Origin of the sequence: Shewanella surugensis (genome assembly GCF_023284005.1) — a bacterium.
Classification (GTDB): Bacteria; Pseudomonadota; Gammaproteobacteria; order Enterobacterales; family Shewanellaceae; genus Shewanella; species Shewanella surugensis.
In genome coordinates this window covers 1-23499 of sequence record NZ_JAKIKS010000009.1, presented here as the reverse complement: position 1 = coordinate 23499, position 23499 = coordinate 1, and the positions used below count along the sequence as shown (strand labels likewise).

The 23499-nt window shown below is 39.0% G+C and carries 21 protein-coding genes; 7 read left to right on the top strand and 14 right to left on the bottom strand.

The window, feature by feature from the left end; translation table 11 throughout:
• Positions 1 to 109 precede the first annotated feature (109 nt).
• Positions 110 to 886 (top strand): AraC family transcriptional regulator, encoded by a 777-nt coding sequence (locus L2764_RS03780; protein ID WP_248938911.1) that lies wholly within the window; start codon positions 110 to 112, stop codon positions 884 to 886.
• A gap of 122 nt (positions 887 to 1008) precedes the next feature.
• Here the strand turns inward: L2764_RS03780 and L2764_RS28500 are convergent, their stop codons facing one another.
• The 3 genes from L2764_RS28500 to L2764_RS03770 all read right to left on the bottom strand — a co-directional run bounded on the left by L2764_RS28500 (position 1009) and on the right by L2764_RS03770 (position 4047).
• On the bottom strand, positions 1009 to 1110 hold the full coding sequence (locus L2764_RS28500; protein ID WP_446539676.1) for a DUF7220 family protein: 102 nt from the start codon (positions 1108 to 1110) through the stop codon (positions 1009 to 1011).
• A gap of 111 nt (positions 1111 to 1221) precedes the next feature.
• Positions 1222 to 3291 carry a neutral/alkaline ceramidase gene (locus L2764_RS03775; protein WP_248938910.1) on the bottom strand — a complete coding sequence of 690 codons (2070 nt, stop codon included), beginning with the start codon at positions 3289 to 3291 and terminating at the stop codon, positions 1222 to 1224.
• Between the two features lie 417 nt (positions 3292 to 3708).
• Positions 3709 to 4047, bottom strand: coding sequence for a PBPRA1643 family SWIM/SEC-C metal-binding motif protein (locus L2764_RS03770; RefSeq protein ID WP_248938909.1), 339 nt, complete (start codon positions 4045 to 4047; stop codon positions 3709 to 3711).
• 217 nt (positions 4048 to 4264) lie between these two features.
• Between L2764_RS03770 and L2764_RS03765 the strand changes: the two genes are divergently transcribed.
• On the top strand, positions 4265 to 5866 hold the full coding sequence (locus L2764_RS03765; RefSeq protein WP_248938908.1) for an SGNH/GDSL hydrolase family protein: 1602 nt from the start codon (positions 4265 to 4267) through the stop codon (positions 5864 to 5866).
• Between the two features lie 118 nt (positions 5867 to 5984).
• On the opposite strand, the gene trhO is transcribed toward L2764_RS03765, so the two are convergent.
• A complete protein-coding gene (gene trhO, locus L2764_RS03760) occupies positions 5985 to 6977 on the bottom strand; it encodes an oxygen-dependent tRNA uridine(34) hydroxylase TrhO (protein ID WP_376708374.1) in 993 nt (330 codons plus the stop codon).
• A gap of 210 nt (positions 6978 to 7187) precedes the next feature.
• On the opposite strand from trhO, the gene L2764_RS03755 reads away from it, so the two are divergent.
• On the top strand, positions 7188 to 7844 hold the full coding sequence (locus L2764_RS03755; protein ID WP_248938907.1) for a glutathione S-transferase: 657 nt from the start codon (positions 7188 to 7190) through the stop codon (positions 7842 to 7844).
• 73 nt (positions 7845 to 7917) lie between these two features.
• Here the strand turns inward: L2764_RS03755 and L2764_RS03750 are convergent, their stop codons facing one another.
• Both L2764_RS03750 and L2764_RS03745 read right to left on the bottom strand, forming a co-directional pair.
• Positions 7918 to 8676 carry a hypothetical protein gene (locus tag L2764_RS03750; RefSeq protein ID WP_248938906.1) on the bottom strand — a complete coding sequence of 253 codons (759 nt, stop codon included), beginning with the start codon at positions 8674 to 8676 and terminating at the stop codon, positions 7918 to 7920.
• A 153-nt stretch (positions 8677 to 8829) separates the two neighbouring features.
• A complete protein-coding gene (locus L2764_RS03745; RefSeq protein ID WP_248938905.1) occupies positions 8830 to 9675 on the bottom strand; it encodes a putative selenate ABC transporter substrate-binding protein in 846 nt (281 codons plus the stop codon).
• A 520-nt stretch (positions 9676 to 10195) separates the two neighbouring features.
• Between L2764_RS03745 and L2764_RS03740 the strand changes: the two genes are divergently transcribed.
• Together L2764_RS03740 and L2764_RS03735 are read left to right on the top strand one after the other, a co-directional pair.
• The gene (locus tag L2764_RS03740) at positions 10196 to 10870 is read left to right on the top strand and encodes a response regulator (RefSeq protein ID WP_248938904.1); all 675 of its coding nucleotides are present in this window, start codon (positions 10196 to 10198) and stop codon (positions 10868 to 10870) included.
• On the top strand, positions 10861 to 12210 hold the full coding sequence (locus L2764_RS03735; protein WP_248938903.1) for an ATP-binding protein: 1350 nt from the start codon (positions 10861 to 10863) through the stop codon (positions 12208 to 12210). Before L2764_RS03740 ends, L2764_RS03735 begins: the two co-directional genes overlap by 10 nt.
• Before the next feature lie 156 nt (positions 12211 to 12366).
• Here L2764_RS03735 and L2764_RS03730 read toward each other — a convergent pair whose 3' ends face one another.
• Positions 12367 to 13062 carry a 2OG-Fe(II) oxygenase gene (locus L2764_RS03730; RefSeq protein WP_248938902.1) on the bottom strand — a complete coding sequence of 232 codons (696 nt, stop codon included), beginning with the start codon at positions 13060 to 13062 and terminating at the stop codon, positions 12367 to 12369.
• Positions 13063 to 13256: 194 nt separating this feature from the next.
• Here L2764_RS03730 and L2764_RS03725 point away from each other — a divergent pair, with 194 nt between their 5' ends.
• Entirely contained in the window at positions 13257 to 13583 is a 327-nt protein-coding gene (locus L2764_RS03725) for a DUF3135 domain-containing protein (RefSeq protein WP_248938901.1), read from the top strand.
• A gap of 2 nt (positions 13584 to 13585) precedes the next feature.
• Here the strand turns inward: L2764_RS03725 and corA are convergent, their stop codons facing one another.
• Positions 13586 to 14533 (bottom strand): magnesium/cobalt transporter CorA, encoded by a 948-nt coding sequence (gene corA, locus L2764_RS03720; RefSeq protein WP_248938900.1) that lies wholly within the window; start codon positions 14531 to 14533, stop codon positions 13586 to 13588.
• Between the two features lie 443 nt (positions 14534 to 14976).
• Here corA and L2764_RS03715 point away from each other — a divergent pair, with 443 nt between their 5' ends.
• Positions 14977 to 15633, top strand: coding sequence for a YccT family protein (locus L2764_RS03715; protein ID WP_248938899.1), 657 nt, complete (start codon positions 14977 to 14979; stop codon positions 15631 to 15633).
• A gap of 523 nt (positions 15634 to 16156) precedes the next feature.
• On the opposite strand, the gene L2764_RS03710 is transcribed toward L2764_RS03715, so the two are convergent.
• The 6 genes from L2764_RS03710 to L2764_RS03685 form a co-directional block, all read right to left on the bottom strand.
• Positions 16157 to 16363, bottom strand: coding sequence for a cold-shock protein (locus L2764_RS03710; RefSeq protein ID WP_248938898.1), 207 nt, complete (start codon positions 16361 to 16363; stop codon positions 16157 to 16159).
• Positions 16364 to 16762: 399 nt separating this feature from the next.
• Positions 16763 to 17587 carry a 23S rRNA (guanine(745)-N(1))-methyltransferase gene (gene rlmA, locus L2764_RS03705; protein ID WP_248938897.1) on the bottom strand — a complete coding sequence of 275 codons (825 nt, stop codon included), beginning with the start codon at positions 17585 to 17587 and terminating at the stop codon, positions 16763 to 16765.
• A 791-nt stretch (positions 17588 to 18378) separates the two neighbouring features.
• Positions 18379 to 20865, bottom strand: a complete 2487-nt coding sequence (locus tag L2764_RS03700) for a host specificity factor TipJ family phage tail protein (RefSeq protein ID WP_248938896.1) — start codon at positions 20863 to 20865, stop codon at positions 18379 to 18381.
• Positions 20834 to 21247, bottom strand: a complete 414-nt coding sequence (locus tag L2764_RS03695; protein ID WP_248938895.1) for an NlpC/P60 family protein — start codon at positions 21245 to 21247, stop codon at positions 20834 to 20836. Before L2764_RS03695 ends, L2764_RS03700 begins: the two co-directional genes overlap by 32 nt.
• A gap of 25 nt (positions 21248 to 21272) precedes the next feature.
• Positions 21273 to 21770: a DUF1833 family protein gene (locus tag L2764_RS03690; RefSeq protein ID WP_248938894.1), complete on the bottom strand. Its 498-nt coding sequence runs from the start codon at positions 21768 to 21770 to the stop codon at positions 21273 to 21275.
• A gap of 9 nt (positions 21771 to 21779) precedes the next feature.
• Positions 21780 to 23499: hypothetical protein (locus L2764_RS03685; RefSeq protein WP_248938893.1), on the bottom strand; the 1720-nt coding region annotated here is incomplete at its 5' end.

The following is a 23499-nucleotide window of genomic DNA, read 5'->3' as shown; positions in this document are numbered from 1 at the left end:
ATTTTGAAGGGAGTATTTTCTCATGTCCTATTTTTAGGTTATATTGCTAAACAGACACTTAAACTTGCTGATCAGACAGATCTGCTTATCCATAAAGAAAAATATCAACATGGCCAATATCTACCCTACAAAATTTAGTCAAGCTCCCTTAAGTGATGTATTTTTCAGTTACGAGCATTTTTTACCCAATGCCATTACCCCCATGCATAGCCATCAATGGGGGCAATTACAAATCGTACATGCGGGAGTCATTGAGATCTACACTCAAGAACAACAATTCGTCGCGCCATCTCAATACGGGATTTGGGTACCTCACGATATTGCCCATGAAAGCTATATGCGCAAAAAAATGCAATATTACTCTATCAATATTATGCCCCACGTCATAAGCATGCCTACACATGTCTGTTTACTCGAATTAAGTCCTATTTTACTCAGTATTATGGATAACTTTCATCTTCGAAAAATGACAATCGCGGCCTCTGCACCCGATAAACGTTTAGTACACGTTATACTTGATCAACTTTCCCAAGCCAGTTGTACACAGGCCTTTTTACCCACCACGGACGATCGTTTACTCTCTCCGATTTTAATGATGCTGGAGCATCAACCCCATGACTCTACTTCCTTATCGGAATGGGCTAAGAAAATTCATACCACAGAACGCACACTAGCAAGACATTTTCAAGACAAATTAGGCGTAAACTTCACTGAATGGCGACAACGACGAAAGTTTATTGAAGCCATTTTTTTACTCAAAAAAGGGCTCTCTATTAAAGAAATTGCCTTGACCTTAGGTTACAGCCAAACCACGCCTTTTATCATTTTATTTAAACAGTATGCTGGCTGTACACCAAAGCAATACAGCCAACGGTTATCGATATAAAAAATCAACGGTTCATGTTTAATGATGTCTTTTCGTATGGGTATGAATAAACAGACGACGCACTAAAAAATTATTGATCAAAGTCACACATACGATAATCACTGACAATAGTAACGCTTTATTCACTGAAATATGATGCCAAACAAGGGATAAAGCCAGAACTGCATCCATACCGTTATAAGATAACCCGCAACAATACTCACGATGCTTTCAACGACACTCATTTTTTAGACTGGCCTTGTCTCATTCCACTTACTTTGTCCATAAAACAACTTGATACCCACCCTCCTGAAAGTGCCGAACGCATAACAAATGGATATCTCATGACTCACTACTCAATCAACAAAAAAGACTCGACTGCTGCCTGAATAGGCTTTAATCTCACCGGTGATCGGCTTCTTCTCATCACCGAAATGCACTAAACGATAATAACCTGTCGCCGCATGAGGAGGTATGTGCCAAGTTAATGTCACTTGGGATGTCCCCCATACACCATCGATGCGATCCCACTCATACAACGTAGACCAGTCATTATCTGTTGCAATCACCTGCCAATGATCGTCATTCCAAAACTGCACTTCCATGAACGTTCTTTGGGTGCGTAAGTTATTCTTAGGGTGTCCCGACCAGAACCGCGCGACAACATGTTCACCTTTTTGATAAAAATCCTCGGTGTCATCAACTAGTTCCCCTATACGCTTAAAAATAGGGGCTTGATCGTGTACCACTCCCGTTTGAAAGTTAATGGTTTCTCCCGTTAAGTCTCTCGGAATAGGCTCAACAACGGGAAAAGGGATCGGCGCTAAAATAACAGCAGGTTCTTCTCCCACAGGTAACATTCTTGTGGCTAATTGATAAAATGATTGTTGATAAGCACTGAGTGTCCAAGGGCCAAAGTGAGTAGAACCGCCTTCATAATGTTGTAAATCATATTCTTCTTTTGTGGCAACATAACCACTATAAGCGTTAGACAGTCCGGCAATGACACTGTATTGCAACTGCTCACCCAAGGTACTTTCAACCGTTTTCATCAGGCGCCTACCCGCCATAATCGTCAGTTCTGCTGGTACCGCTAAAATAGCCAGTTGACCCAATTTTTGAATAGACAGGGGTAACACCTCTGGAGACCAAGGGTAAGGTGTTGTTTTACCCACGGCGAGTAATAAAGCTTTATTCTCATGACAAGCAATATCCTCTTCACTCGGTTCAACAATCATGCCACTAATAAACTGAAAGAATGGATTAGCCTCTGTACTGCCTTCTTCAAAAAAGCTCGGCCCGCGACCGTCTTCCGTCCCTGCGGCAAACGATTCACCTAAGCCAGCAACACAAGTATGTTTCATCTCTGTATGGGTAAAATCTGCCGCTACAAGCGTATTAGATAAATCAACAAATTGCTGTTGGTATTCAATAGAACCGATTAATTGCTCTGTTGCATTATCATATAACGTTAACGCTGCTTGATATTGGCGCTCCCCGATAATTTCAACATTTTTAAATCGATCATTAGTCGGCCCTCTCCCTTCCTCATCCGAGTTGAGATTGGGCGACATGTCGCCTGCATTATTGATAGCAAAAGCCGCCACAAAATTATCGTTACTTTGGTAATCACTGCCTTTTAATACCCGCTCGAATAGATACGCCGCGTAGCCTTTATTATCAGAACTCAATACCGTTAATTCTCTGCCCATGGCATTGGGATGGGTCGCAAACCAATTAATCATGCCTATTTCTTGTGGGACTTGATTGCTTTGTTGATGCATGAATTTTAATACTGTCATTTCACTTTGAATAGAGCCTGCATAATATAGCCGCTCGAGTAACGGGTTGTTATTATAAGCTTCTATCGAGCGGTTATAACTGGCATTGGATAAATCGCCCTTATTGATAAGAATGTAACCCGGCTTTACATCGTTATGTGCTTTTTCAATGGCGGCAACAATACCCTCGACTTGAGCTTGATACGCTTGCTCAATAAACCCTAAAATCGTAATATCATAGAGTCCATAATGCGACTGACCACCGACTGCTGAATGGGTATGAGTGGCACTTAAAATCACATTATCATCAGTATATAAACTGCCAAATTTAGCATCCAGTGCTCTCATGACACCTTGTGTCACCGCCTGAAATACCGACCCCGCATCAACATTCACAAAAACAACGCGCTGGCCACTCATCCCATCAATAATGATAAAGGCTCTGGCCCATTGCCGAGTATGAATACCACTGCTTTTTTGCTTCGTATTGGCATAACCCATTAGGCCCACTTCTGCAGCAGGGCCGGTAATATCATGGATCCCCCGGCCGATGAGGTAATTACTTTCATAACTCCAGCTTGTTGAACTCAACAATATAAAAAATAGATAAAGACAGAATAAAAGCCCATTGCGTTGATATTTCACTTTATGCCTCCTTACACACTCATGTTAATGACACCTCTTTAAGATCTAGATCTCAATTCAGATCCGTCTTATCATCCAACGATCTTTTATGAGTCCGTACTCTCTGTCACATTCAAGTCGTCATTTTGTCATAAAGCAAAATCATAACATGACAAAAAGCGAATATCCGCTGGCGTTTATATGAAGTAAAAGCAGGATAGTTGATATAATACACTGAAAATAAATGATTAATTATTTCAACTTAATAAATAGAGGACTATACCATTTCATTAGTATTTACTAATGAAATGGTATAAGTTGAACTTAGAACTTTATAGACTCAAGTCAAATTAAAATGCGCTTTACCAGTTTGACTATCGTGACATTTTTCATGCGCAGCAAGTAAGGAGCATAAAAAATACAAAAGAGATAATCCAATTATTTCCCACAACATTTCTTGTATTTGTCACCACTGCCACAGGGGCATGCTTGATTACGATCAGGTTTTTTATCAGATACCACTGGCTTAACTTTAGTTAACAGTTGCTCTAAGGCGCCAATATCTTCCACAGCATTTACGTCTATCACAATATTTGCCACTAATTCGCTATCAAATACTCGCTGCTTAATTTCAATTTCACGGGCTTCACTGTTCACAATCAAGTTTAGTGGGTTTGATTCGGTGCCCCGTTTTGCAACCCGTTTGGTATTATAGCCATAACTTTCATGTTTCGGCTTCGGCGTTTTACGACCTTTAAAAAAAAATTTATCTGACATTCAAAACATCCAATAGAAAATAATCACAGGGCTTATACTATATTATCGCCCTTAAATAAATAGAAACCGCTTTCATTCGGCTTAAATAGCGGTCGCTCACCACTCTCCATAGTATAAAGATCAAATACTCAACTATACTGCTAATATTTATAAGTAGGTGCCAATAAATGGACGCTGTCTACTGACACTATTATTAATAGATAGGTATTGGACACATATGAATAAAATGAATATAACGCGTAAAAAGCACTGCTTGCTCCTTATCATATTGTCTTCAATATTCCTTATCAGTAGTTGCTCAGATGATGATAACGACAATAATTATAAGTCCGATGTATTTTCGAATATCATCGTCTTTGGTGACAGTCAAAGCGACATGGGAAATTACCCACAAAGTTTATATTATCAATATGATCCTTATTCTTCTTCACTCAATGAAATAGCAACGAACCTCTACAATCCAATCACTCAGCCAATAGACAGCGATATTTTTGCCCCCATTGATTTAGGCTCACTACAGTTTCCTGAAGTGACTGATACTTATGACACCGTGGCGTTATCCGTCGATACGCAATCCATTTGCACTGGCCGATATATTGAAAAAGCTGTATGTAACACACGTCAAAGTAACTCGACGGGATGGTTGGAATATTTCGCTTACAATGGCGTCGAAAATGATGAACTCTTTAATGAAATACTCTTATCTTCTTGGGTGGCTTATACGAATGAAGATGTTGATTCTATCGACATGGTGTCTGTCGACTATGCATGGTATGGGGCATTATCACCCCAAACTGGTTGTTATAATGGTAATCAAGCAGTGCTTCTTATTGCGGACGAGTGCCCTAAAAGCGATATTTATTCCGTGCAAGCAGACTATAGAGAATCACAAATACTCGAAAATGATAAACCACCTCTCTCCGCTGCTGACAGCTATACATTAGAAGCGACCATGCCTGTCCCTACGCTTTATCAGCAAGTGACGCAACTATTTCTTCCCGATGTTGAAAAAAACCCCACACAAGTCAACAGAGATACGCTGTATATTTTTTACAGTGGGGCCAATGATATCTCCAATACTTTCTTCGACTGGGTCGGTGGAGAAATCAGCTTCGATGACTTTATTGACGCTATCTGGACCACCATCCCCGACTATATGATTGGCACGCATAACGCCAGTGTTGAAACAATGATCCGAGGATTAAACCTTCAAGGTCAAGATAGGGGGAATATTTTCATGTTTCCTCAATACAATTTAGGGCTCACACCTGATATCAACTACTATTTAATGCAGTCAGGTATTAACTTACGCCCTGTAGAGTTACAAGCTTTCGCCAAGGTATTAGGTGAACTTGTCAAAATTTATAACGAAAGATTAAAACTACTCACTTATAAAACTGCATCTGCTTACGCTTTAATTGAGTCAGATCATTATCCAAAATGGCATTTCTATTTCTTAGATAACCTTTACGACAACATGAATATTGTGGCCTATGGTGATGGATATTCACGAACCTTTGGTAGCCCTTGTAATGACAATGAGTATGTATATGATAATGGAGGTGTTGCGACAGGGAATGTCACCCCCTGCCTAAGTAGGCTTAGCGACCCCTTTTTATTTTGGAATACCGTTCACCTTGCTTCACCAGGACAGCAAGTCATCGCACAATCCGCATTAGATTGGCTCAAAAACGGAGAAACAATTTTAGACACTGGCGCCTTGCAAAGCTACACGCTAGAAGATTTAGAAAACGCAGCGAAAGCGGTTATTGCCGCTCTTTATGGTTACACCACTGACATTGATGACGGCGAAGAATAACCCGCTTAACTCAATCGGCTAAAGATTAAGAACCAATCAAAAACAATAAAAAACGCTAACTCTTTATAAATTGTTAGCGTTTTTTATTTCATTCAACTTAATAGGGTGAAGCAGCATTTCAGCCTATTAAAGGCTCACTGTTCACTTCATTCTGTGATTGCTTATGCTGTTCTTTTTCCTGTCTACGTTGCTCAATAACTTGTTTAACATCACTGCCGATATGCGCTTCACCTCGTTGTTGAGCCAACTGCATTTGACGCTCTCGCTCTATAAAACGCTGGCGTTGTTTATCTGAAATATTATTAATGCAATGAGGGCAACTCACACCTTGAACATAATCACTGGATGCTTTTTCTTCAGCCGTTATAGGCATACGACATGCATTACATTGATCGTATTGTCCTTTTTCTAAGCTATGATTAACAGCCACTCGATTATCAAACACGAAGCATTCCCCTTCCCAAAGGCTCTCTTCTTGTTTTACTTCTTCAAGATATTTTAAAATACCTCCTTCAAGGTGATAAACTTCATCAAAACCTTGTTCTTTTAAATATGCTGTTGATTTTTCACAACGGATCCCACCAGTACAAAACATGGCGACTTTTTTATGCTTTTTAGGATCTAAATTTTCTTGGACATAATCAGGGAACTCTCTGAAAGTGGTTGTTTTAGGATCCACCGCATGTTTAAAAGTCCCAATTTTAACTTCATAATCATTGCGTGTATCGACTAATAGCACTTCAGGATCTGAAATTAACTGGTTCCAATTTTTCGGCTTAACGTAGGTGCCGACAACTTTATTAGGATCAATTCCCTCAATCCCCATAGTAACGATTTCTTTTTTCAATTTTACTTTAGTACGGTAAAAAGGCATTTCTTCATCAAATGACAGTTTATAAACAATATTATCTAATCCCGGCTGAGTATTAAGCCAAGCTAGTAGACGGTCTATCCCAGTTTGACTCCCCGCAACGGTACCATTGACCCCTTCACTTGCTAATAGTAGAGTGCCTTTAATTTCAGCCTCTTCCATTATATTCAATAAAGGTTTTTGGATCGCTTCAAAATTAGGTAACGCGACAAACTTATACATTGCACAAACTACAAACATACCAACCTCTTTAACGGCTTGCTGGAACTTCATTTCCAGTGCGTAAAACACAAAAAAGACCACATAAAAATCATGGCGAATAGTACCCTAATCCCATAAAGATAAAAACCAAATTCATTAAAAGAAAAGAAATATTATGCCAATCCAGTACCAAAGCCGTTAATTTAGCAGTAAACTCTCTTGTTACATTCGCTCAGCAACAATATTTTTATGTCATTACCCATACTGTATTCATTTAGACGCTGTCCTTATGCCATGCGAGCAAGATTAGGTATTTTATTAAGCCATCAATCAGTATCGCTCAAAGAAATTATCCTCAAGCACAAACCTGAGTCAATGTTGAACGCTTCACCTAAAGGCACAGTGCCAGTGTTGATTTTAACCAACAGTCATGTCATCGATGAAAGCTTGGATATTATGTTTTGGGCATTAAATCAATCTGATCCGCAGCAAATATTACCCAAAGATCAACAGCAGATAGACATAACACATACCTTGATCAGACAAAATGACACGACATTTAAACCTTGGCTAGATAAATATAAATATGCCGATCGCCATCCTGAGCATTCTGCAACAGAGTACCGACAACAAGCGGAGCAGTTTATCTTTCAACTTGAAACACAATTGACAATATCTGCACAGCTATTAGGAGAAAGCGCTTCACTCGCAGATTACGCCATTTTTCCCTTTATTCGTCAATTTGCTCACGTCGATGTCAACTGGTTTAACCAAGCACCTTATCCCAATACTCGAAGCTGGTTAAACAATCATATTGAAAGTCAATATTTTACGAGTGCCATGAAAAAATACCCTTTGTGGTTAGACTCACAGCAAATGTTCACTTTTGGCGACACCAGACCATAAACAAAATATTCGGCTAAAACGCAAAAAAATTTATCGCCTAACGTCTTAATGACACAACAAACAACCTACTTTGTTAACGTTCAGCAATCATTTTCAATAAAGCCGGAATATCGGCTTCGACACCTGACGCTAAACGGGGAGAGTAATGAAAGAGTATCTCTTCACGATTCGCAAAAAAATCGACGCCACCATCGCCAAACAAAACGCCTTCTGAGTAACGTGCTCTCCAATTGAGGACTACTTCACCCACTTGTTCAAAAAAATGAACTTTTGTCTGCTCGGAACGAAAAGCCACTCCCCTGACTAAAGTAATATGGAACGGGTTACCATAATCCCCACAGGGACATGCCATGACTTGACTCAACAAAGCAAGCAATAAACCGATATTCGATGAAGGATCGTATTCAAATAATAATTCTAACTCATTGGTATCCGTATAATTCACCCTAAGCGGTTTTAACAGCATAGGCCCAAATGCAATTGATTTAAGCACGGTATTAATCACAGAATAAGACAAGCCACCTTGTTCAACATTATCAGGTCCCGTACGCCAAATTTCAGCATGAGCCGTATCAGCTCTTTTCAATTTAGTGCTGTCTCCTCCCCCAATAAGCCAACCATCATCGCTTGTTTCAGCAATAAATTGATATTGCCGATCAGTTAAGAGGTTTAAATCTAACTGACTCGACAGATGCTTTCTCGCATCAATACCCACATTAGCAAGCCTATTACGCAAACATTGAGGGTGCCGGCCACCACTAGGATGAACATGATCATAATCCGCCATAAAAGCAGGGGTGACTGCCGAAAAGGGTGATGTTTTGTTATTCATCCTATGACCTAATATTATCGATTTCCGAATGTAAGTATAGATAGAATATTAAGCTTAAGGTTAATAACACTTGGGATAGACAGGTTAAAAGCAGATTATTAATAACACCTTCGATATGAATTGCACTGACTCATCTGAATTCAAGCAACAAACCTAATCAATTAAGCCTATGGCTTGAGCAACATCTTCAATAGCTTCATAGTCATGATCCTCAACGGGCACAAATAATAGTCTAGATTGAGCATCATCACTTCGCATACCCAGTAAAACTTGCTGCAGTTTTTGTTTAAAACCTTTGCCAAACTGCTCGTCAATACCCGCTCTGACTGTCCACTGTGTATCAGGAAAAGAAGGACTTTCCCATATCACTGAGATCTTTTGAAAATCCACCAGACCTTCTGTAACCGCACGCTCCCAGATCTTATAATCAACCGCCCCAACTTGATAAACACCAGATTGTACTTGCTCGATGGTCTCTAAATGGTTTTCAGAAAATCCCACTCGGCGAAACACATCATGGGGTGCCTTACCTAAATTACGCTCAATAAAGAACTGAGGCATTAATCGCCCAGACGTTGAATCAGGGGATCCAAAGGTAAAAGTATAGCCATTTAGATTGGGAAAACTTTTAGATGGAATAATATCAGCAGAAGCATTCGCAATAAAGTAACTACGAAAAAACTGATCTTCATAACCTTGTGCAATGGCCTCAGACCCCGGCACCGCACGTCGAGCCTGTACCCCCGACAAACCACCGAACCAAGCAAGTTGTACTTGATTTTCTTTAAAAATATTCACAGCCTCAGCATAAGATCCCACAGCGATATATTGCACATCAATATGCAGCTTCGCCGCTAAATCATTCGCAACGGCATTAAAATGATGATCTAATATACTTTTTTCATCATTTGGTATCGCCGTAAAAAATAACGTTGCTGAAAACACCTTCGGTGTTACCAATAATAATAACAAGATGCTGAATTTTTTAAAAAAAATCATCTAAAACTCAAAAATAACATATTTTCATTTACTTGATTTTAACTAAAAAGTTACCATAAACCTAGAAATATGTGAATATTTCCTATTAATCATCAGACCAAGCAGGAATGTCAACCTCAGCTAAAAGAGACAACTTTTCGACAAAGCGTCAAACCATTCATCGTGTTATGCTAAATGGATACTCAATAGAGCAGAACCATAATCCGTCTTATTTTCCGAAAACGTCTCCTTTAGACTATATGCAAGCAAACCCCTTCAGAACTCTATCATCATCGAGATCTCAACAAGATTGAACCTTAAACAGTCATATATGAATCACACTGAAACTCGCATCTTCAAGTCGCTTAGGTATAATAAGGGTAACTGAGTATTCGTTTAAATTCAGCCAAGGTTAAGTTTATACTCACAGAACTTAGTTTATACTGATACATAGACGTTAATCATAAATCAAAGCACATTTATGTGGAGGCAACCCTTCCGCATATGTTGATATCAAAAAGCTCTTTAAGGACGTAATATTATGAGGATTTTGGTTGTTGAGGATGATCCAATCCTATCCCATCACTTACAAGTACAACTGAGTGAGTTGGGTAATCAAGTACAAACCGCTAACACAGCCAAAGAAGGCTTTTATCAAGCCACTAATTACCCTATTGACGTGGCAATCATTGATTTAGGATTACCCGATGAAGACGGTATAAGCTTAATCCAGAAACTACGAGATCATGGTTTAAAAGCGCCTGTTCTTATCCTAACGGCTCGCGTCAATTGGCAAGATAAAGTCGAAGGCCTTAACGCAGGTGCCGATGACTATTTGGTCAAGCCTTTTCAAAAAGAAGAGCTGGTTGCTAGACTTGATGCGTTAGTGAGACGAAGTGCAGGTTTCGTTAAACCTGTCATTAACAGTGGGCCACTCGCGTTAGATCTAGCAGCTAAACAATTAAGTTTACATGGCGTCCCGATGGAAGTTACGGCTTTTGAATATCAAATTTTAGAATACTTAATGCGGCACTGTCATGAAGTCGTCGCAAAGCAACGCTTACTGGATGTAATTTATGCCGATAAAGAAGGCGATCCTAATACAATAGAAGTCATGGTCAGCCGATTACGTAAAAAACTCTCTAGAGAAGGTATTGAGAACCCTATCGCCACTATACGAGGACAAGGCTATAAATTTAACTTACCATGCAGTTAAACACATTATTTAAAAAACGTTTGTTAACTCGGATGTTTCTAACTTCACTGTCCATTATTGCTTTAGTCGGTTTTGCATTAGCTTGGCTGACTAATATTTTGCATGCACAAAATAATTACAATGAAGAAACAGCAAAATTAATCTCTGAAATTCCAAAAGTGGCGGCAGAGCTCAGAGAGCATAATTTAATCCCAGATACCAGTGCTTGGCGAAATAACAACGCCGCACCAGAAAAATATATCATCGCAAGTTGCAATGATAACTTTAAGCAAGTCTGGACTTCCTCTTTAGCGGTCGACAGAGGACTTTTTGATACTTGTGAACGATTCAACAGTATTCGATATGAGTCTCCACCTTACTATCTCACATTAGCCGATTCAAAAGGCTACTTTGTCTATTTGTTAACCTTTAATTTAGCGGGGGGTCACTACAACTTACTCGTAATGAAAGATGCCCAAAAACTCGAAAAGGAATATGCTCAATTCAGCCGTCGAACCTATTTACGTTTAGGTATGGTGTTAGCCCTTGCACTTGTTTTATTAATTAGCGCCGCCTATTGGGGGATGAGTCCATTAGTCAGGCTACGGAATGAATTACATTCTGTCAATAGTGGTAAATCAAAATCGCTTTCAGATGGTTACCCTATTGAACTAGAAGGTGTCACCCAAGCCCTCAACCAGCTGCTGCAGCAATCCAGTGCACAACAAGAAAGATATCAAAATGCGATGAACGATCTTGCCCATAGTCTAAAAACACGCTTAGCCGCCGTTCACGCCATAACGGATGATAGATCCTTGGATAGAAATGGTGTCGGCGAAAAAATTATGGAGCAGGTCAGTCAAATGGATCACTTAGTGAAATACCAACTTCGAAGAGCGATGCTTGGCCGTAAAGGTCTAAAGCAAGAGCAAACAGAAATCGCACCGCTGGTCGAGCAACTGTCACAAATGCTTTTTAAAGTATACCAAGATAAGCAAGTTCAATTTGTAGCACATATTAGTAGCGATCATGTTTTCCCAGGCGATAAAGGTGATTTAATGGAACTTTGCGGTAACCTAATGGAAAACGCCTTTAAATTATGTATTAGCCAAGTATCCGTATCATCATACTTCAATGATGATGGACAATTTGAATTAATCGTAGAAGATGATGGGCCAGGTGTTGATGAAAGCATTCGTCAGAAAATCATTCAACGAGGAGTGAGAGCTGACACCCAACAAGCCGGGCAAGGTATTGGGCTCGCTGTTTGTCACGAAATAATTACCAGCTACGGCGGTAGTCTATCTATTGAAACATCAGCATTAGAAGGTGCTTGTTTTAGAATTTCAATCCCAGTCTAATTCGACTTGAGAGACTTACTACACTCATTCCAAATCGGTTGAATCGTCTAATTTAACGCCCGTCATAAACCAATGACTCCGTACTTTGTAAAACAGTAGAACATCAAGTGGCGCTTAACCGTATCAATCCCCTCTGGTGGATAAGTCCCCCATAGATCATTTTATCGGTGCATATAATTGTTCCGCACGATTAAACATAACCCAAGATGTTGCGATGTATTTATCGTCACTGATCGGCGTAAGGCCTCGATGGCTATGAGTGAAACTGGCTGGGGCTATCACCATGCTACCTTTCTTAGGTTTAAGCTTTCTATTTTGATAAAAAAATTCAGTCTCCCCCCCTTCTTCTATATCATTCAAATAAAACATATACAACACCACCCGATGCAACGCTTCATTATGATTGAGCTGAGGGAACTGCTCAGAATGCCAATGAGGATAACCTCCTTTATTTTTTTGATATTTCTGTATATTAATTGAGCCGCTCCGATAAAGATACTTGACCAATGCTTGTGCTCTTGGCTTACCTAATTGCTCATAATTATCGGGCGTCAAGGTTACAGAAGCGCCTTTATCATCAGCGACATTAACAGCAACAGCTCCCATAAGGGCCATTGAGTATTGATCAAAATATTGTGTGATCGGCTTTAATGCATGACCTAATAATGTATTTTTCAATTCACTTAAATCAGTAAAACTGTCTAACGTCAAATCTAAACTGTTTTTTTTATCAAGATCCACACCATGTCCAGTACGCCCACGCACCGTGCCTTTATGATGATTAAGAGTCGCAACCAACTCATCACACAAACTCATCGGTATTGTATTTTCATATACTTCAATAAAATCCATATGCCACCCTAAAACCTAAAAAATGAACTTATTGTAAAATATATGTATTTATAAAGTAAATATTTAACTGGCATATACCCAAGAAAATTGAGCCCTATAACAACAATATGCCAAGAATAAAGAGAACCAATCTTATTCGATCTAAATAAAAAAATAGTCTAACGTTAATATAACGATAATAAATGGGGAATAAAATGAAGCCACTGCCACCTTTTGATGAGCTAAAATGGCTAGCAAAACATGATCCTAAAGCATTAGATAAACTTCAATATCGATATACTCATGATGCAATACAAAATACTGACAAACAAAACCAACAACAACTGATTTGCATTCAGCATAATTTGATGATGAGACTTAATCGGTGTCATAGTGCTTATGAAAGGTGCGATCTTGCCATGACAGTACTCACGGATAAATTAAATCATTTATCATCCGTGATAAACCAAGCAGGCGGCCATCTGGCACCTGCTACAATAATCAAACCCCTATGGATAAAAAGAAAGGAACTAACAATATGAACCTATAACCAGCCTTTACGCTTAAAGAAAAAGTAAGTACCAGCCCCACTAGCAAACATCATAATAATGGCCATCGGATAGCCAAAGGACCAATGTAATTCTGGCATGTTATCAAAATTCATTCCATAACCACTGGCTATTACCATTGGAGGTAAAAAGATCACGGCTGCGACTGAAAAAATCTTAATAATTTTATTTTGTTGCAATCCACTAAAGCCCATTGCTGCATCCAATAAAAAATTTAATTTATCAAAGATAAACTGACTATGAGGCATTAAAGACTCAATATCGGACAGCATTTCGCGTAAATCTTTCAAATCATTATCCGATAATTGCCCGCGATAATACCTCTGCATATACCTTAGTGAGCGCTGGGTATCTAATAAGCTTAAGCGTATTTTCCCATTAGAATCTTCTTGACGTGTTATAAGCTTAAACACATCATCTAATTCTTCATTTTTAAAAACTTCCTCACTTACATTTTCTAAAACCGTATAAACATCTTCAATTAAATCAGAAAGATAATCTACTTTTAAATTGAATAACTCCAAGAAAAGGGCTTGAGGTGTTGCCACTTCGATTCGTCCCAATCGTAAGTAATTTCTTAATAATCGTATTAAACCCACCTCTTCTTCACGTATCGTTAATAAAAATTTCTCTCTCAAGTTAAACGATACGTTAACGCCCCTGACATCTTGACCCGCACGTTGTGGAAAAAGTGAGTTAATATGTAGGCCATCTTTATTCTGATAGAAGCGAGCAGATGCTTCTATCTCATTAATATCCTCTTCATCTGGTACCTCTTCGACTGAAAAACCACTGAGCCAAATACGTTCTTCATCATCAGATTTATACAAATCCAACCAAATGGTACCAGGAGGAATAGTATCCAGTATGTTTAATTCACTGATCGTAAGGTGGCGATCTTCATAGACATAAGCTGTTATCATATTTCCCCCGAAGGCATTTTTATATAAAAATGCAAATACTAAAAACTTGTGTCATTTTACCCTATTAGCAAGTCTTGCATAGGGCTATATACTCAAATGAACAAATATTATGTCTATTGTAGTTGAATCATGACTTCATAGCCTTGTTTAAAAGCAAAGTGATCGCCTCAATAATCAATCAAACAAAAAAGCCATTTGAAAAACTAAATTCAATCACTAAAATTATTTTGATAAAAAATATAATTAAGGTTCATTACTCCAACACAAACAAACCATTAGTAATATCTCATTAACAATAAAAGTACTCTATTCGTTCGAGCATCACCATCCTATAGTAAATATTATGACAAATAGACATTTTTACATATTCAGGCTTACTCGCCAATGCTATGCTAAATAACATTAACTTTTATTAAACTTTATACTCATTGACTGGATTTATCATGAAAAAACTCCCCTTGTTCACAGTGCTTATGACACTTGGTCTTTGTTTTCCTGCTTTAGCCGATATCACCCTTAAAATGCCTTATAATTCAGACCTAGTGTTAGTCAATGGAAAAGATGCATCAGGGAATGAAGAAGTGACATTGCCAAATGGTCCAAGTCAAATAGCCTTTCGCTATCAAGGCAATTTTTATCAACAAGGACAGGAGAGTTTATTTGGCTCAGATGTCATCATAATGACCTTTAAAGGTTTTGATAGCACTTATTCATTAACGTTACCTAATTTACGTACAATGAATGCTGCCCAACAGTTCAATCATAAACCTGAGCTCACTTTAACCGATAAAACAGGTAATGCGGTCGCCTTTGAACAAGGAAAACTCTTAAAAGAAGGTTTACAATTTGGTCGTGATTTCGAAACTGAAATAGCCAATTACAATCAAACCAATCAACCTGCAGCTCTCAGCTCTCTGGTAGCAGTGTCAAATACAAACAACACAACGTCAAATTATCCAGCTCAAACAACTCATTCTTCCGTGACAACACCGCCAAACAATCAGATTAATGTCGGTCAAATGCTGGACTTTTGGTATAGCCAAGCTGATGAGACCACAAAAGCAAACTTTAAAAAGCGCATAGAAAACAACGAATATTGATCACGTAAACAAATCCCATCTTTAATGCAGTCTCTCATATTCTTTCTTGAATTGACTGGCCTTTATGCCAGTCAATCATTCGTCTTTAAGAAGTCACCTCCTCCTTCTAATATCAATCCGTAACGTATTCTAATCGAGCCATTCAATGCGATTTTTAGGGAAAGATGATATGAAGAATCTGTATTAGTGACTGTCAATGCAGCTGATGCACTTTTAATGCTGATTTATATAATATCTCCCAATGAATATCAGTTAGATATAGCGACTAACATAAAAACAAGTGGATAAATGACAAGCAAAAAAAGGGAAAGGAAGTTAATCTATATTGATAATCGAATTAAATCATTCTTCCCGATAAAAAGTACTTTATACAATTATATCAACTAGGAAAGGAAGCTTGTATCTAATAGTGGGAGGAGGGTCTATTTAAAAAATATAAAAACTAGAATGAAAAAAGAGCCGTGCAAAGCACAGCTCTTAGAAATTTTTTATATTTAGTCATTGACTAAATAAAAATTCAAACTTAAACGACAGTTACGTTTTCAGCTTGAGGACCTTTTTGGCCTTGAGTAACGGTGAAAGAAACTTTTTGACCTTCGTCAAGAGTTTTGAAACCGTCTGAGTTGATTGCACGGAAGTGTACAAACACATCTGGGCCTGATTCTTGCTCGATGAATCCAAAGCCTTTATCAGAGTTGAACCATTTGACGACACCAGTAGTTTGAGACATGATATTAAATCCTGTATATATAAATTAAAGCCTTAACGGCGGTAACGCTGGAAAATGCCGGTTTACTTAATGTTGACAGGACGAACTGGTCGTATTGAAACACACATAAATAAGCCCAACTTTCAAGCTGGATTAACTATAACCTATTCACAGGATAAGTCAACAAACAATAAGAACAAAAGAAGAGATATTTCCACTTACATTTCGGTCAGTTGCTTTAAATTTCAGCAGCTAAAAAAGAGAATGAACATTGTCATGTCACTGTCTTATAAAAACAATTAATATGAACAATGAGTTAAACTCATCAACAAGCCTCTAATTTTACACAAAGTAGAACATTCCGTTTTTATATAAAAATAACCAACTTATTGTCATTGATCTCCAAAATACTTTCCTTCATTAAATCGCTTTAAAGACTTCAATTTTAAAATCAAGTTCACATGTTAAACCCGTATCAGACAGAACTTGTTTTTGCGAGTCTGTCAATTTCCAAGCATAAGGTGTCATATTGAGAAAGTGATTAATATCAAGCGAATTATCCATCTCAAGTATCCATTCAAGTCGTTCATTATGGAGTAATTCAAAACCTTGAATATCACTGCTCTCCTCTGTATGTAATTCAGGCTCATCATAAATCAACTTTTTAAGGGCGAAATGATGCTTAGGCCCTGCCGATACCGTGACTAAAATGCCCTCTTTTTTCATCACACGCCAAAGCTCTTCATCGAGAGAAGGTGCGTAAATACGGAGCATAAAGTCAAAACTACTATCATAAAATGGCATTTCAAAGGCACTCGCAACACAAAAATCAATTGAGGGATAACGCTTTGAAGCAAATTTAAGGGCCGATTTAGAAATATCCAATCCTTGCAATGAAAATGAGATATCTTTTGGTGCCAACGCTCGCATCGACTCAAACAAACGATGACTGTAATACCCTTCCCCACAACCCACATCTAATCCTGATGTGGCATTAACAGCAAACTCATTAGCAAGTTGATTGACCCGATCACTTAACCTTTGATAATAACCTCTCGTTAAAAATTCCCTTCTCGCTAAAATCATCAGCTTATTATCACCTGGATCTTTAGAGTTCTTCTTTTGCACCGGAAGCAGGTTTACATAGCCTTCTTTAGCACAGTCAAATACATGGTTGGCTGAACAACGCCAACTCTTAGCTTCAATCTGTAACGTTTGGCTACATAAGGGACAACGGTATTTCATGGTGATTCCTATCCAATGATAATATCTAACCATAAGGAAAGATTTTATTGTATTTTATACCCAAGAAACTTGAAGATACAGCCCTCAGCTAAAATAGGATTGCCTCTGGTTTAATCGCTCTTATTCAGAGCAATATCGATTGCCATATATCGGCATCTTTTTCATGATTGATGTTATCATTACATCCATCAACTTATTATTTAAGCGACACTTTCATGTCATCAAATGTACAGCCCACTTTTTTCTGGCACGATTATGAGCCACCAGTCATAACCATATATTTAAATTGACCTTTCTATGGCAGTCTAGCTCCGTGATGCACATCACGATGCACAATTTGAGTTTAACGCTACGAAACGGACACGAACAATGACGAATACTGAATTCAATATTTACAAAAGATAATAATAATCAATGCCTTCTTTATAACTCCCAACCATCGGTTTTGGAGACCGATTTTCATTTAATATAAAACAAAGAGTTAAGCTTATTTTTTAGAATATAAAATAGTATGTAACTGCTTGTTTTTATTGAGCGTAAAACGTGCATATTCCAAAGCCTTTTAATCATAGCTTTATGATAAGTAATCATTTTATACTCTTTATTATCTGGTACTCGCCGCCAACAAACAATCCCCTTCGCTTTTATCTTGTTCACCTTAGCTTGATCAGGAACACGATTAAACGTCGAACAGAAAAAATACAGCAACCACAAATAAACGGACAACCACCATCTATCAACCCGCTCTATTTTGAGGGGTGACTTTTTAGTCATCGATATTCCTTTTTTATTTAACTAGGAGGGTTATTATTATCATCTTCGTAAACACGGGGGTCATAGTTTACGGCCTTGACAGAGACTGTTTCTGTCCCTTGTGGGCTAATGTCTGTAATGAGTGCGGGATAACACCAACGTTCTGCAGAGCCAAACATGAACAATGGCGGTTCTTGACTGCCATCGAGGAGCGGCATAAAATCAATTGGGCGATCGGTTGATACTGAATACTCATCAAGACCGGCTGTTACAATGTAAGGACCTGATAAAGTGCCGTTGGGTTTACGTAGTGCGAAATAGTGGGTACCCACTCCCCATTCCAAAGGCTGATCAACAGTTAAATAATGAGTACTTGCAGCGCGTTCAAGTTTGCCTGTTTGCGAGTATCCGGGGATATCATCGGCCAATGCACAATAACTTAAATAACGGCTATTTAGTGCGTCCATTTCAGTTTTAAAACTGTATTGAGTACGACGATAACGCATTACACGGCGCTGACGCATACCAAATTGCCAAGCTTTTGTCGCATCTGTAATGCCATAGGCTCTTACTTTCTTAGGGTTAATCCCTTCATCTTCTGGTAGCAAACATAAAACAGTTTCAGAGGTCCAAGTTTGATCGCTAAAATATTCAACCTCTACACCGTCGTTTTCATCATCGGAGATTAAATTAGTACTACGCTCTAACCCTTTGTCCAGCATGTTATCTGGCTGGTACATATATTCCCACGCAACGCGGGGTTCATCACGAACGGGGATAATTTGCCCATAATCTAATGTTGGTTCACTAAAACCCACGGCCAACACTCTTTTAAGCGACGCGAATAAGGTACTCTCGCCATCAAATACCGCCGAAAAAGTATCATCTCGTGATTGCCAGGTATTATGTAAACGCTCGAGCTCTGTTAATCCAATTTGATCATCGCTATGCCCCACGTCTTTTATTATGTATGAGAAAAAAGGCGCTATATCAGTAGTCGGCTTTGGTGATTGCCACGCGCCATTTTCATAAACAGGAAGTATACGAGTGCCAATAAGGTTAAATTTGTTCTCAGCGCTACGTGCCAGTGCGTTAGTTCCGCGTATTTTTACCGCAATAGTCGTTACATCAGGATAAGACGTTGCTGTTTCTAATTCAGATTTTAACCCTGTCCAGGTTATTTTATCATTGATACGAGTCGAATCGACTTCTGAAGTCACACGTTGAATTTTAACCTCTGGCCTAATCTTTGTATCAAATTCAATCTCCAACGTTTCAGCAAGTTGATCATTCGTTTCACCACTAAAATAATGATTGATGTATTTCCATTCGCCGCCGTCTAAATCTCTATGCGCAACCCTAATTTGTACAGTTCGATTAATAAAATTACCTTCATCGGTAAGCTCACCAATGCCGTTAGGTAAAAAGAAATCTAACCACACTTTATCTGTTTTTTCATTCTCAGGACATGCATAGAAAGGCCCGTTGTACATACCTGAATCTCCAACACCTATTTTTGATAATCGCGCAGAAACTTGCGACTCACTTTCAAAGTTGCTCCAGGTACTATCATCACCAGCCGAACTATTCAATCGATGGAAAACAGCAGAGTAACCATTGATTGATACAACTCGATAGTTCCCATCGTTTAATTCAGTCCCAAAAAAATTAACCAAGTCATTTTCTTCAAAAGGAAAGTTCATTTGCATATATCGTGGTGGATCACCGTCTTGGCCTCTGTAATCTAATCGATAAGTAAAAACTTGATTACCAGATAAATTCCAACGATAGCCTCCGTCCGTATCACCGGCAGACCATAGGCGCCCCCTCAATTCAATACCACTGGTCCCCGCTGTACTACCCACTTCATCTGATGTATAAACATTACGATGTGCCTCATGAATACTGACGTTTTCACCTGGTCCAAATATTTGTAAATCAATGTCTCCTTCATAACCACTCACTGGCGTATCACTGATATAAATTTCATCATAATTAATCTCATACTCGCCGACACCGACTGCCAACATCAGATATAAAAACTGCTCATTATCAATATACTCACGCCGAGGCATATTGAGATAATCGGGAAATATTTTATGACGACCGGCTATTTCGGGAATGATCCCCATGAGTCTTGGCTGGTTACCTTGCGCATTAACGTTGTAGATTGATGATGCAGTTGGTGTGTTGGTTTTGTTGTATGAGTCAGGGATTTGATTCATCGCATAAATAGAAATAGCTATCGCAATAACGGCAACTATAGCGAGGGCCCACTCTGCAGGACCTTTTGCTTCAACAGTCAGTTTTAACACGTCATTATTTTGTATAACCCATGTGTCCCACTGCTCCATATTTAAAAATGAATCATTTAATATCACTGAAAATAGGGGGGTATCACTAATAAAATAGGCTGGTACGTTTTTAAATAGCCATTCATTTAACGTTTGCCCCACTTCAATATCAAAAACTTCAGCAGGACTATTATCAAATTTACTGGGATATATTAATACTTTTGCTGTCATAACGATAATAAATAACCTTTGGAAATAAGCGCTGGAAGTACGCTAATGTGTCTAATGAAGGACCATGTTTACGAGATGTGTGCAGTACCTTAAAACCACTGCAATCAACACATATCCCAACATGAATAAGATTACCGCCAAAAAAGCCTGCTGCAACACACCCAGCTAGTGGAGGGCTTGGATTGAACGTCTTTACAACATGCGCAAAGCCCTGCGTCATAGCTGTTTTATCATCAGGACTGACAGTCCCAAAACTTGCTATAGGCGGCACAGCAAACTGTTTATGCAATACATCACGCACCAAGCCCCAACAATCTAGCCCATTAAGATCGCGGCCACCGTCGACATAGGGACAAGTCATATAACTATTAATCCAATGCATATTCACTCAAATAAGAAGATGTAAATTAAGAAATGTATTTAAGACCTGGTGCGAAAGCGGTTGTATAACGCCGACGCGGCCATGCCTTATTGACGAGATCATGAAAACTCGCAACAACAACGACAGAACTGATAGTAATTTTCACTGTTTTAGCCGTCATAACAACGGGGGCCTGCGCAGGCTCGCTGAGATTCGATGCTAAGTACACGCGATAAGTCACGGTAATTTTACCGCCTGCGTCAAGTGCTGCATCCACTTGCTGCGCGGCTTCGCCACTGACGTTATCGAGCTGAAATTGTAAGTCTTGCTGACCGCGTAAACTGCGCTTAGGTAGCGATACAGCAAACCCCGAAGCCATAAATCCAACCTGTTCCCCCGTTTCCAACTTTGCTTCAATATCATCAAACCCTTGGCATAATCTAATCACACCGTCGTTAAAGGCATTGTGACTTAATTCAAGAGTATGTATGGGAAAATCGTTAGTAGGGGCGCTGGCGTAGAGGGTTTGAAGTACTTGACTCATATTAGTCCTTTATTTTAATAGAGTGTAATTTTGGCCATTTTCAACCATGGTTAATACTGATTTTTGATCATGTAAATAGCGCCACATAGAGTCATAACCCTCTAACGCACAATCAGGATGTTGCCACGAATAACCGCCACGCCACTTATAATGCTCTCCTGCTTGCATTACGTGAGGATAATAATAGACAACCGCATGATAAAATTTGGTATTAGTAGCGCCACCACCGCGAATAAACGGCTCACTAGGGCTAACATAACGACCGTCCCCCGCCTCGTATTCTCTATCCATCCAACTCGATTGTTGAACGAGATCCCCTTTTAGCAACACGGCCCATGCAGGATATTCAGATGATGCGCCGCTATTCTTGCTTGAGTCAAACGGCACTCTTCCGGCGATATCAGAATCGAGCATCAACATTGTAGATTGTGCGCCGATCGTAACCATTTGCAGGCCGTTATCGGTTTTCATTGTTAATGGTTCCAATGCTTTAACATCTGTCACGACTTCCATTGCACCAGGTGATATGCTCACCCGCATTGTTTGAGATAATGCATAGCGAGCATCTTCAATCGTGTTATATGCCATCAAGCGATTAACGATTAAAATTTCAATTTTATCGGTATAGCCCATTGAAGCTTCAGATGTTATCGATTTGCCGTTAACTAAAATTTGGTAAATATCATTCGTTGCCGTTTGAGCGCCGGAGGCATCACCATTACTGCCATGATTACCGCCTGTGTACACCATTGATGCATGAGGTGTACCTGTTTCGGCTTCAAAAACTAATGGGGGTAACCAATCGGTCCCTGCAGAGTTAATGCGCTCCCAAGTACCATCTAGATTTTCTTTATCGATACCGATTATATTGGGCAACTCATTAAAACCGTTATAGCCAAAACGCAGACGATAACCGTGTTCAGCTTCAGTCCAGTAGCAATGAAGCTGTTTTTCACTCGAAACCGTATAATAAATTGAAGATTGATTACCTTTCGAGTTGGGTTTTATGTACTGATAACAAGATTTATCAATAATCCATGACCAGCCTGCATCCCCCTGCTCCGACATTTTGATAAACGAACCGAACGCCGGTAACTTTGATGTATCAAGGGTGATGTAAAAACGTAATTCAGGAAATAACACCGAATCTAATACGACTTGATGAATACCGTTATCGCGTGGAATATCGGGAGCGGGATCAGAGTAATTTATGACGTTTATATAATTTGACGTCGTTGCATAATCCGTTTCTTCGCTTGCCTCAATCATCCAACCATCTTGCGGGCCATCTAATAAATCAGTACCATTTTTAAAATATTGAATGCCATACACTAAGCCAGGTGTTGCCCCTTCTACTTGAATTTTTAAAACCGCATCGAGTAGAAAACTGTGACGTTCTGACACCTCATTATTTCTTATAGTAGCAATACAAGGATATTCTTTACCCGAATTGAGAGTTAAATCTGTTACTGTTATTTCAGCACTGCTGCGCTCATAATTGTAGGGGTCAATCACCCATGACCACCCCTGATCAATCGGTGAGTTCATATCAACATAGGTACCAAACTCTGGAAATTTTGAAGTATCTAATGTGATATCAAATACGAGCCCAATAATGCGAGAAGACTCAAGCCTAATAACATGTACTAGCCCATCTCTAGGAATATCTGGGGCTGGATCACTGTAGTTCAATGCATAAAAACTATCAGATTCAGTCTCAAAACTTTCA